Here is an 11,346-nt window from a genome sequence, read left to right as displayed (position 1 = left end):
GAAGCGCAGATCATCGGCGTACGCCAGGCGTTACATCGCGCCGGGCGAGCCGCAGTTGAACGGCCTTGTCGAAAGCTTCAACGGCGGGCTCCGCGACGAGTGCTTGAACGAGGAGGTCTTCGCCGCCCTGGCCGAGGCCCGCGCCGTCATTGAGCGCCGGCGCATCGACGACAACCACGTCGGGCCGCACTCCGCGCACGGGGGCCTGACCCCGGGTGCGCCTGAACACCGCGGCTGTTCCCACCGGCGACGCAGATCAGCTATCCCCCCTCGGGCTCTCATAATGATCGAGGGACCTTCAGTGGCAGGTTAGAAGCCTGGCCGTGTTGCTGGGTCTGAGTGAAGCCCAGACAGCAAAAAGCCCCGCCGTTTCGGGCGGGGCTTCTGGGGGCCTCACAAGGTGTGAGGTTGATCTGGGTGCGGGAGTAGGATTTGAACCTACGACCTTCAGGTTATGAGCCTGACGAGCTACCGGGCTGCTCCATCCCGCGGCAAACGGTAGTGTCGTGAGGAAGAACGTTTCGAGAAGACCGCTGAGAGCGGTGATTTGTTTTTCATCATCGGCTGTCCGCCTTGTAGACCCGGCGGCGACCTACTCTCCCGCGCCTTGAGACGAAGTACCATTGGCTCTGGAGGGCTTAACGACCGAGTTCGGAATGGGATCGGGTGGGGAACCTCCGACATAGCCACCAGGTCAACAAGGCGGACAGCGGATGATGAGAAGACATTGTCTGAGATTGCTTCGGTCAAGGAGCAATCATCGAATGAGTTTTGCTGAGAAACGATCAAACCGATCGGATTATTAGTACCAGTAAGCTTCATGGGTCGCCCCACTTCCACACCTGGCCTATCAACGTGGTAGTCTTCCACGATCCTCAGCGAAGCCTTGTTTTGAGGTTAGTTTCCCGCTTAGATGCTTTCAGCGGTTATCTATTCCATACTTAGCTACCCTGCTGCACAGCTGGCGCCATGACAGGTACACCAGAGGTATGTCCATCCCGGTCCTCTCGTACTAGGGACAGATCCTCTCAAGCTTCGAACACCCACGGCAGATAGGGACCAAACTGTCTCACGACGTTCTGAACCCAGCTCACGTACCACTTTAAATGGCGAACAGCCATACCCTTGGGACCTGCTCCAGCCCCAGGATGTGATGAGCCGACATCGAGGTGCCAAACTTTGCCGTCGATATGGACTCTTGGGCAAAATCAGCCTGTTATCCCTAGAGTACCTTTTATCCGTTGAGCGATGGCCCTTCCACTCGGGACCACCGGATCACTATGGCCGACTTTCGTCTCTGCTCGACTTGTCAGTCTCGCAGTCAGGCGAGCTTATGCCATTGCACTCGACGAGCGATTTCCGACCGCTCTGAGCTCACCATCGCGCGCCTCCGTTACACTTTAGGAGGCGACCGCCCCAGTCAAACTACCCACCACGCCATGTCCCGGGACCGGATAACGGCCCTCGGTTAGACGTCAACGACAGTAAGGGTGGTATTTCAAGGACGACTCCACCAGAGCTGGCGCCCCGGTTTCATAGTCTCCCACCTATCCTACACATACGGTCGCTAACGCCAAGGCGAAGCTATAGTAAAGGTTCATAGGGTCTTTCCGTCTGACCGCGGGAACCCCGCATCTTCACGGGGAATTCAATTTCACTGAGCCTATGCTGGAGACAGTGGGGAAGTCGTTACGCCATTCGTGCAGGTCGGAACTTACCCGACAAGGAATTTCGCTACCTTAGGACCGTTATAGTTACGGCCGCCGTTTACCTGGGCTTCAGTTCGACGCTTTCACATCTCCCTTTAACCTTCAGGCACCGGGCAGGCGTCAGACCCTATACGTCGCATTGCTGCTTCGCAGAGCCCTGTGTTTTTGCTAAACAGTCGCTACCCCCTGGCTTGTGCCACTCAGTCCTGGTTGCCCAGGGTGAGTCACGCTTATTCCGAAGTTACGCGTGCAATTTGCCGAGTTCCTTCAGCATAGTTCTCTCAAACGCCTTGGTATGCTCTACCTGACCACCTGTGTCGGTTTCGGGTACGGTCTCTGCTGGAGTTATTTCCTGGGACAACGCCCCCGCACACACAATCCAATAAGTGGGTACGAGTTAAGCCATCCGTCACTTCCAGCTGGTGCAGGAATATTTACCTGCTTCCCATCGACTACGCTTTTCAGCCTCGCCTTAGGGGCCGACTAACCCTGCGCAGATTAGCTTTACGCAGGAACCCTTGGTCTTTCGGCGAGAGTGTCTCTCACACTCTTATCGTTACTCATGTCAGCATTCTCACTTCCGATACCTCCAGCCAGGCTCACGCCTGACCTTCACCGGCCTACGGAACGCTCCGCTACCGCTTGCAGTAAACTGCAAACCCATATCTTCGGCGCACGGCTTGAGCCCCGTTACATTTTCCGCGCAGGATCGCTTGATCAGTGAGCTGTTACGCTTTCTTTAAAGGATGGCTGCTTCTAAGCCAACCTCCTGATTGTCAAAGCAATCCCACATCGTTTCCCACTTAGCCGTGACTTGGGGGCCTTAGATGATGGTTAGGGTTGTTTCCCTTTTCACGACGGACGTTAGCACCCGCCGTGTGTCTGCCCGATAGTTCTCTTGGGTATTCGGAGTTTGGTTAGTATTGGTACCGCTCGCGCAGCCCGCAACCATCCAGTGCTCTACCCCCCAAGGAATTCGTCGGACGCTCTACCTAAATAGATTTCGCGGAGAACCAGCTATGTCCAGGTTTGATTGGCCTTTCACCCCTATCCACAAGTCATCCCAGAATTTTTCAACATTCACGGGTTCGGTCCTCCAGTTGGTGTTACCCAACCTTCAACCTGCTCATGGATAGATCACCTGGTTTCGGGTCGTCATACGTCGAACTTAGCGCCCTATTCAGACTCGCTTTCGCTGCGCCTACACCTAACGGCTTAAGCTTGCTCGACACATGAAGTCGCTGACCCATTATACAAAAGGTACGCCGTCACCCCGCTTGGGGGCTCCGACTGCTTGTAGGCTTCCGATTTCAGGATCTGTTTCACTCCCCTTGTCGGGGTGCTTTTCACCTTTCCCTCACGGTACTTGTTCACTATCGGTCGTAGAGGAGTACTTAGGCTTGGAGGGTGGTCCCCCCATGTTCAGACAGGATTTCACGTGTCCCGCCCTACTCGAGTCTCTTGCTGTTTGATGACTACGGGGCTTTCACCCACTATGGCCGACCTTTCCAGATCGTTCGTCTTTATTTCACAAGAGCACTGGCCTGGTCCCGGTTCGCTCGCCACTACTACGGGAGTCTCGGTTGATGTCCTTTCCTCCGGGTACTGAGATGTTTCAGTTCCCCGGGTTCGCTTAATGAAGCCTATGTATTCAGCTCATTATACCTTTAAACAATCCGCCAATCGCCGCCCTGGCCCCCACCACAAGGATGAAGCTCAGAACGAAGTTGGAAGACTGTAAAGGTGGGTTTCCCCATTCGGAAATAACCGGATCAAAGGGTGCTAGCGCCTCCCCGGTTCTTATCGCAGCTTGCCACGTCCTTCATCGCCTCTCTACGCCAAGGCATCCGTCAGAAGCCCTTCAACGTTTGATCGTTTCTCAGCAAAACTCATGCTTGGTTTATTCCGCCCGACTGGAAAGTTGCCGGGGGACCAAGCCTGATTTTTGTCAGACAATGTCTTCTTCTCGAACAAGACCTTCAAGCTCAGGGGAGCCGGTCACGTTCTTCCTTCACGATTTCAATGCACGCCGGCCTTACGGCCAACGGCAAACTCGAATGCGATCACAAGCTCCTGGTGGAGCCAGACGGAGTCGAACCGACGACATCCTGCTTGCAAAGCAGGCGCTCTACCAACTGAGCTATGGCCCCGTTCCATCAGGAACAGTGCGAAGCCCAGGAGAGCTGTCGGCGATGCCGTCTTGAGGCTGAGAACCCCCAGCGAACCAGAAGTCCTGGTAGGCCCGGGCAGACTCGAACTGCCGACCTTACGCTTATCAGGCGTACGCTCTAACCACCTGAGCTACGGGCCTATGGCAGCGACAGCCGGGCTAAAAACCCAGGCTCGCGATCGCGTCACCAATACATCAACCCGTATGGTCGATGCGTCGATGACGAAAGTGGAAAGAGAAACGGAGACGGCGGCGTCCCGCAGTTTATTGGAGCCTCAATAGACAGCCTCGTGAGAGACGGCCTGGAGAAGCATCCTTAGAAAGGAGGTGATCCAGCCGCAGGTTCCCCTACGGCTACCTTGTTACGACTTCACCCCAGTCGCTGACCCTACCGTGGTCGCCTGCCCCCTTGCGGTCAGCGCAGCGCCTTCGGGTAGAACCAACTCCCATGGTGTGACGGGCGGTGTGTACAAGGCCCGGGAACGTATTCACCGCGGCATGCTGATCCGCGATTACTAGCGATTCCAACTTCATGCCCTCGAGTTGCAGAGGACAATCCGAACTGAGACGACTTTTAAGGATTAACCCTCTGTAGTCGCCATTGTAGCACGTGTGTAGCCCACCCTGTAAGGGCCATGAGGACTTGACGTCATCCCCACCTTCCTCCGGCTTAGCACCGGCAGTCCCATTAGAGTTCCCAACTAAATGATGGCAACTAATGGCGAGGGTTGCGCTCGTTGCGGGACTTAACCCAACATCTCACGACACGAGCTGACGACAGCCATGCAGCACCTGTGTCCTAGTCCCCGAAGGGAAAGCCAGATCTCTCTGGCGGTCCAGGCATGTCAAAAGGTGGTAAGGTTCTGCGCGTTGCTTCGAATTAAACCACATGCTCCACCGCTTGTGCGGGCCCCCGTCAATTCCTTTGAGTTTTAATCTTGCGACCGTACTCCCCAGGCGGATTGCTTAATGCGTTAGCTGCGTCACCGAAATGCATGCATCCCGACAACTAGCAATCATCGTTTACGGCGTGGACTACCAGGGTATCTAATCCTGTTTGCTCCCCACGCTTTCGAGCCTCAGCGTCAGTAATGAGCCAGTATGTCGCCTTCGCCACTGGTGTTCTTCCGAATATCTACGAATTTCACCTCTACACTCGGAGTTCCACATACCTCTCTCACACTCAAGACACCCAGTATCAAAGGCAATTCCGAGGTTGAGCCCCGGGATTTCACCCCTGACTTAAATGTCCGCCTACGCTCCCTTTACGCCCAGTAATTCCGAGCAACGCTAGCCCCCTTCGTATTACCGCGGCTGCTGGCACGAAGTTAGCCGGGGCTTCTTCTCCGGGTACCGTCATTATCGTCCCCGGTGAAAGAATTTTACAATCCTAAGACCTTCATCATTCACGCGGCATGGCTGCGTCAGGCTTTCGCCCATTGCGCAAGATTCCCCACTGCTGCCTCCCGTAGGAGTTTGGGCCGTGTCTCAGTCCCAATGTGGCTGATCATCCTCTCAGACCAGCTACTGATCGTCGCCTTGGTGAGCCTTTACCTCACCAACTAGCTAATCAGACGCGGGCCGCTCTAAAGGCGATAAATCTTTCCCCCGAAGGGCACATTCGGTATTAGCACAAGTTTCCCTGAGTTATTCCGAACCTAAAGGCACGTTCCCACGTGTTACTCACCCGTCCGCCACTAACTCCGAAGAGTTCGTTCGACTTGCATGTGTTAGGCCTGCCGCCAGCGTTCGCTCTGAGCCAGGATCAAACTCTCAGGTTGAGTTGACTTCTGACCTAAGCTTGAAGACCACCGAAGTGATCTTGGCATTAGTTCTACGTATTTTATTGACGAGTTCCCACGTCATCGATCCGAAGACCGACGCATGGTATCTTTTCAAAAAGACCGCAGATAGTCAGTGTCGTATGATAGCCTCTAGGACTATCGCTAGAACACCGCCGCCTGCGTTTCTCTTTCCATATCAACAATGTCAAAGACCTAAACCGCATCAGCGGCCCGACTTGTTTAGCGCCTCGTCGTCGGCGGAGGCGGCGATTTAGAGAACCGCGAACCTCGTGTCAACCGCTCTTTTCAGAGATTTTGCAGAACCAAGACCGAAGCCTCAAAACCACAAAAAATCACCGGAGGAAAACCAAGAGGCCTTCCTCTTAACCGTTCGGCGATTCGATTGAAGCGCGGAACCTATTGAAACCAACCCAGGAAAGCAAGAAGTTTCTCAACTCTTTCTTCCCCTCAAAACCCTCGAAACCGAAGCTCCGAAGCCCTCAGGGCCGGCCCGTTTCCGAGCGAGGCGGTCCTATACGGGGGAGACTTTTAGGCCGCAACCAGATTCTGACAGATCGATGAAGAATCTCGCGGAGTCGGAATCTCCGAAGCGTCGCCGCACCCCGCTCAGCCAGCGGTGATATAGGTTCTGAGGCTCTCGGCCTCGCGGGCGTGTTCCTGGATCTGACATTTGACGACGTCGCCTATCGAGATGACGCCGACCAATCGCCCCGCGTCCATCACCGGCAAATGGCGAATCCTCCGGTCGGTCATCCGGGTCATCAAGGCGGACATGGCCTCGCCCGGTTCAGCGAAGATCACCTTGGCCGTCATATAGTCTCCGACAGGGCGGCTCAGGGCGGACGGGCCGTCAGCGGCCAGGGCCTTGACCACGTCCCTTTCGGAAAACACGCCGACGACGGTATCGCCGTCACAGACAACCAGGGCCCCGACGCGTTTCAGTTCCAATTCCTCGCAGGCGCGCGCCACCGTCAGATAGGGCGCGATGGAGAAGACGGCGTTTCCCTTGGTCTTGAGGATCTCGGCGACGAACATCGCGGCTCCTTCTCTATGGTTAAGAGACGACCGCGGGGCCGGAATGGCGACAGGGCCGCTCGATAACCATGATCGCTCATGGGGCCGCAGGAATCAAATCCGGGATTCGGGCTCGTCGGACGCGGCGTAGGACAGCGGCCCTTTGCCGAAGGCGCGCGCCAGCGGACCGATGGCCAGCAGGCCGGCGAAGAAGCCGAAGGCGTGCGCCTCCCAGGCGATACGGGCTCCGTCGGCGCCTGGCGCATAGCCGATCAGCCCCGTCACCGCATTGACCGCCATCCAGGCCAGGGAGGCGCTGACCACGCGCCGATCAAACAGGCCCAGCACCCTGCCCTGCCCGCCCATCAGACGGGTCGCCCCGCCGATCAGGCCGAACACGGCGCCGGAGGCTCCCACCATGGCGTCGTTCGAGCCCCAGTGAACCAGTCCATAGCCCAGAGCCGCGATCACGCCGCAGCCTATATAGAAGAGCAGGAAGACAGTCGGGCCGATCCGGTCGCCGAACAGACGGGCCACCGGCGCGCCGAAGGCGAGCGCCCCGACCGCGTTCATGATGGCGTGTGTCCAGCTGCCGTGCAGAAGCATGGCGGTCAACAAGCCGCCCCATCGCCCGTTCTCCAGATCGATCGGCGCAAATGCCATGGCGCCGCCCATGTCGGGCAACTGGCGCTGGAAGAAGAACAGCACAGGCATGGACAGGGCGATCAGCACCACCGTGACCGGGGCGTTGAACATCCTCTCGGACTTGGGCTCCCGGGGTTCGGGAGGCGCGGCGAATCGACCGTCGGGCTCGGACATTCGTCACCCATGCGCAGGGATTTCCCGTATCTCAAGCGCTTCTTAATAACCTTAACGCAGTTTGGGGTGCGGATCGTGCGTCGGTCCGCGGTTCGTTTGTGCGCGAGGAGCAACCCCCATGCCGGTCAAGAGGCTGATCGCCCCCCTGCCGACCGTGGTCGCGATCCTGGTCCTGGCCGCCCCGGCTGCCGCTCAGACCACGGGATCCAGCGGCGCCGCCCAGTTTCAGCAGGGCTATGGCGCCGCCCGCAGCGCCGCCACCCGCGCAACCACCGGCTCGACCCGGGACGCCAACGGCAACCGCCTGATCGTCAACGGCATCATCCAGTCCGGCGCCTCTTCCTATTCCAGCCAGTCGGGCGGCGTGGCCTCGGCCTACGCCGGCGCCGGTTCGTCCAGCAGCAGCGGCGGGTCGACCGTCGGCGGCTCGACCGCCATCGGCAATCAGCTGAACGTCGTGGTCCAGGGCAGCCACAACACCGTCATCGTCAATTCGAAACAGACCAACAACGGCGACGTCAACGCCGGCACGGCCCTGAACGGAAGCCTCAACCTGCCATGAGCCGACCTGTCCTCATTCGCACCGGCGCCGTCGCGACCGCTGCGGCCCTGCTGCTGGCCGGCTGCGTCAGCCCGGTGGCCGGGCCGTCGGGCCAGTATGCGACGCCGATCGGCAATGCGCCGGTCACGTCCAATCCGACCCCCTATTCGACCGCCCTCTACTGCCTGGCCGACTACGCCCGCCGCTACAACCTGCCCTCGCCGCGCATGGCCGTGGGGCGGATCAGCGACTACACCGGGACCGTCTCCTCGGACGGCGGGCGCCAGATCACCGGCGGCGCCTCGCTGATGGCCAACTCGGCCCTGGCCAAGGCCGGGGCGCGGATCGTCGAACGCTACGACACCTCGGTGTCGGAGCTGGAGCTGCGCTACGCCAACAACAAGCTGATCGGCGACCAGACCCCCGGCGCGCAGGGCCCGGAAGACACCCAGTACCGCCGCATCCTGGCCGGTCAGGTGCCGGGCTCGGACTTCTACATCGTCGGCGGGATCACCGAGGTGAACTACAACATCCGCTCGGGCGGGTTCGACGCCGCCATGGGCGAGGTGGACAGCGACCGGCCCGGATCGGGCATCGCCACCTACCGCACCTATGTGATGAACATCGCCATGGACCTGCGGCTGGTGCAGACCACCACGCTCGAGGTCGTGGACGTCGTCTCGTACCAGAAGCAGATCATCGGCCGCGAGATCTCCGCCGGGGTGTTCGACTTCCTGAACGGCAATGTCTTCGACATCTCGGCCGGGTCCGGCGGGATGGAGCCGACGCAGCTGGCCGTGCGCGCCCTGGTCGAACGGGCCACGGTCGAGTTCATGGCCAATCTGTACGGCGCCCCAGGCCCCGAAATCTGCCTCGACGCCGCAAACGACCCGCTCGGCGACAGCGCCGTCGGCCCGACCGGCGGCTTCTATCCGGCCTACCCCACCACGGAAACCAACAATGGCCAGACCCGCGCCGATCCGTCTCGCTGGCATGATCGCCGCGACGGCGACGTTCGCCCTAGCCGCTACTGAGGCCAGCGCCCAGCAGACGCCGCTGTGCGACCCGGAGACCGGGTCCACCTGCTCCAGCGCCCAGACCCAGTCAGGCGACGTCACCGGGGCGGTGGACCTGAACGTCACGGTCGATCAGCTGGAGGTGACGACCTACGCCACCGGCAACGCCCTGTCCGGCGGCATCGAGGCGACCTCGGGCGCCCTGACGTCGCGCCAGACCATGACCGGCGCGACTCGGGCCCGGACGACCCTTGTCCTGAACGGCGAGTCCGAAGGCGTGATCGGCGTGACCACCCGGGCCCAGGCCAACCAGCTGTCCGTCGCCACCGACGGCGCGACCTTCGCCCTGGACGCGACCCAGGCGGCGACGGGCGCCGAGGTCACCGCCCGGACGGCGCTTCAGTCCCCCACCGGCCATATGCTGGAGGGCGGGTTCACCGCGACGACGGCTGTGGCCAATGGCGTGGCCCTGGGCGGCCCGTCCTCGTCCATCACCGGGACCGTGGACCAGTCGGCCCAGACGACCGTCCTGGCCGAGACCGTCGCGGACGTTCAGTACATGCCGGCCCCCGCCGACTTCTCCGCCCAGGCCGTGGCCAATGCGGTCCAGACCTCGACCACCGGCGCCTCGCACCAGGATCTGACGATCCGCCAGACCAACGCGCCCTCGACCGTCGAGGCCCGCACCGACGTCTATGTCGACAACGCCTGGAACCTGGCCGCGCGCGCCAAGGCCGGCGCCAACCAGACGGTGCTCTACAATGCGGGCGGCTCGCTGGTCGCGGCGACTGACCAGACCAACCAGGGCCGGGTCCGCGCCTCAGCCCAGGCCCAGACCAACCTGCAGGGCCAGACCACCGTCTCGGCCCGCGCCGTCGCCAATGAGGTGATCGCCGGCAATCAGGACCTCTATCTGGAGCTGGACAACATCCAGCTGAACACCGGCGGGGTCGAGGCGACCGCGACCTATACGGGCGTCAGCGGCTATGACGCCTATGTCGGCGCCGAGGCCGTGGGCAACAGCGTCACCGGCTATGCCTGTTCCCAGTGCGGCGGCGAGGTCAATGTAACCAACAGCCAGACCAACGACGCCAATGTCACCGCCACGACCACCGCCGCCATCGGCGCCGGCCGCACCGCCGTGGTCGGCGCGACCGCCGTGGGCAACAGCGCTACCTTTTACGTCAGCCGGCCGGGCGGCTGAGGACTAGACTCGATCCACTGCGAAAAGAGGGCCTGTTTTCGTCTCGTCTCCGCGGGGACGCGGGGGCTGGGTGGAAAGGACCTTGTCGTAAAAACAGGGTGACAAAGCGCCAAAGCGCCATTTCCCGAGAGGGCGACGGGAGGGAGATTTGGTTGTCAAAGACCGTGCGGGAGAAGTATCGCACGGTTTTGGGGCGTGATGGGTTGAGGGGCGGATTCGGGCGGCGGGGCGTTGAAAAGGCCGGGGATTTTCGCGGGTGTTGGGATAGAAGGCGGGGTCCGAGCAGCGCCTGACAGCCGACTTTCATTGAGCGCGTGACCGGTTGGCGGTAAGCAGCGACATGCCTGCTCCGGTTGCCCCGCTTGAACTCGGACGAGACGGCGCTGAGCTAGCGCCCAAGGCGCTCGACAGCTCCACACTCGCTGCTTTGGAACAGGTGCTCGCCGGCCAGCCGCGAGACGTCGCGGGCGTCAGGCTATTCGACGTTGAGGGGCTGCTGGGTTTCCTCGCCACCAACGGTCCGATCGGATCCATTGCTGCACGAAATCTGGGTGAGATGGCGCGGCCGGTGCGGGCGATCCTGTTCGACAAGACAGCGTCCGCGAATTGGTCATTGGCGTGGCACCAAGACCGCGTGATTGCAGTGCGTGAACAAAAAGAAGTCGAAGGCTTCGGGCCTTGGACGCGCAAGCATGGCGCCCTGCACGTCGCGCCGCCATTCGATCTTCTCGCCAGCATGCTCACACTGCGCGCCCATCTCGACCCTGTACCTCAGTCCAACGCCCCCTTGCTTATCGCGCCGGGCTCGCACCGCTTTGGTAGAATCCCCGAGTCTGATGTTCCAGAGGTGGTGAGCAGGTGCGGCGTCGCTATGTGTCTGGCTGAAGCGGGCGACGTCTGGACCTACGCCACGCCGATCCTGCACGCGTCAGATAGGGCGTCTGCGGCGACGCATCGCCGAGTTCTACAGGTGGACTATGCCGTCGGCGAACTTCCCGGCGGACTGCAGTGGCTTGGCGTCTGAAACGCGCCATGTGTGGACATGCGAACCATGCCGCAAACACGGCA

6 protein-coding genes, 3 tRNA genes, 3 rRNA genes and 1 pseudogene are annotated in these 11,346 nt (G+C 60.5%); 5 read left to right on the top strand and 8 right to left on the bottom strand.

The genetic code is table 11. From position 1 onward, the window contains the following. Positions 1-31: 31 nt before the first annotated feature. Positions 32-313 (top strand): annotated as a pseudogene (locus ACW170_RS08800) (integrase core domain-containing protein); the annotation flags it as partial. Positions 314-414: 101 nt separating this feature from the next. Here the strand turns inward: ACW170_RS08800 and ACW170_RS08795 are convergent. The 8 genes from ACW170_RS08795 to ACW170_RS08760 form a co-directional block, all read right to left on the bottom strand. Beyond that, positions 415-491 (bottom strand) — tRNA-Met (locus tag ACW170_RS08795). 88 nt (positions 492-579) lie between these two features. Then, a 5S ribosomal RNA gene (gene rrf, locus ACW170_RS08790) occupies positions 580-694 on the bottom strand. An 87-nt stretch (positions 695-781) separates the two neighbouring features. Beyond that, positions 782-3,583 (bottom strand): 23S ribosomal RNA (locus ACW170_RS08785). A gap of 200 nt (positions 3,584-3,783) precedes the next feature. After that, a tRNA-Ala gene (locus tag ACW170_RS08780) sits at positions 3,784-3,859 on the bottom strand. A gap of 84 nt (positions 3,860-3,943) precedes the next feature. Continuing rightward, a tRNA-Ile gene (locus tag ACW170_RS08775) sits at positions 3,944-4,020 on the bottom strand. Between the two features lie 179 nt (positions 4,021-4,199). Next, positions 4,200-5,660: ribosomal RNA gene (locus ACW170_RS08770) — 16S ribosomal RNA — on the bottom strand. Together the 16S, 23S and 5S rRNA genes with 3 tRNA genes alongside form the textbook arrangement of a ribosomal RNA operon. 630 nt (positions 5,661-6,290) lie before the next feature. Beyond that, entirely contained in the window at positions 6,291-6,719 is a 429-nt protein-coding gene (locus tag ACW170_RS08765; protein ID WP_492086354.1) for a CBS domain-containing protein, read from the bottom strand. A 93-nt stretch (positions 6,720-6,812) separates the two neighbouring features. Continuing rightward, positions 6,813-7,517, bottom strand: a complete 705-nt coding sequence (locus ACW170_RS08760; protein WP_492086353.1) for a rhomboid family intramembrane serine protease — start codon at positions 7,515-7,517, stop codon at positions 6,813-6,815. Positions 7,518-7,635: 118 nt separating this feature from the next. Between ACW170_RS08760 and hfaA the strand changes: the two genes are divergently transcribed. From hfaA to ACW170_RS08740, 4 genes are all read left to right on the top strand, one after another. Further along, complete coding sequence (hfaA, locus tag ACW170_RS08755; RefSeq protein ID WP_492086352.1) at positions 7,636-8,079, top strand: holdfast anchoring protein HfaA; 444 nt, start codon at positions 7,636-7,638, stop codon at positions 8,077-8,079. Then, positions 8,076-9,092, top strand: coding sequence for a holdfast anchoring protein HfaB (hfaB, locus tag ACW170_RS08750; RefSeq protein WP_492086351.1), 1,017 nt, complete (start codon positions 8,076-8,078; stop codon positions 9,090-9,092). Before hfaA ends, hfaB begins: the two co-directional genes overlap by 4 nt. Then, positions 9,019-10,278 carry a holdfast anchor protein HfaD gene (gene hfaD / locus ACW170_RS08745; RefSeq protein ID WP_492086350.1) on the top strand — a complete coding sequence of 420 codons (1,260 nt, stop codon included), beginning with the start codon at positions 9,019-9,021 and terminating at the stop codon, positions 10,276-10,278. Before hfaB ends, hfaD begins: the two co-directional genes overlap by 74 nt. 340 nt (positions 10,279-10,618) lie before the next feature. Beyond that, positions 10,619-11,302 carry a phytanoyl-CoA dioxygenase family protein gene (locus ACW170_RS08740; RefSeq protein WP_492086349.1) on the top strand — a complete coding sequence of 228 codons (684 nt, stop codon included), beginning with the start codon at positions 10,619-10,621 and terminating at the stop codon, positions 11,300-11,302. The last annotated feature ends 44 nt before the right edge of the window (positions 11,303-11,346 follow it).

This window comes from Brevundimonas sp. FV2ps16, from assembly GCF_058681075.1.
Note: the sequence above shows the minus strand (reverse complement) of the source record. Positions and strands in the feature narration are given on the sequence as shown.

Bases quoted from the DNA above. Each gene is read 5' to 3' on its own strand.
- ACW170_RS08765 (WP_492086354.1), bottom strand. From the start codon at position 6,719: ATGTTCGTCGCCGAGATCCTCAAGACCAAGGGAAACGCCGTCTTCTCC.
- ACW170_RS08760 (WP_492086353.1), bottom strand. From the start codon at position 7,517: ATGTCCGAGCCCGACGGTCGATTCGCCGCGCCTCCCGAACCCCGGGAG.
- hfaA (WP_492086352.1), top strand. From the start codon at position 7,636: ATGCCGGTCAAGAGGCTGATCGCCCCCCTGCCGACCGTGGTCGCGATC.
- hfaB (WP_492086351.1), top strand. From the start codon at position 8,076: ATGAGCCGACCTGTCCTCATTCGCACCGGCGCCGTCGCGACCGCTGCG.
- hfaD (WP_492086350.1), top strand. From the start codon at position 9,019: ATGGCCAGACCCGCGCCGATCCGTCTCGCTGGCATGATCGCCGCGACG.
- ACW170_RS08740 (WP_492086349.1), top strand. From the start codon at position 10,619: ATGCCTGCTCCGGTTGCCCCGCTTGAACTCGGACGAGACGGCGCTGAG.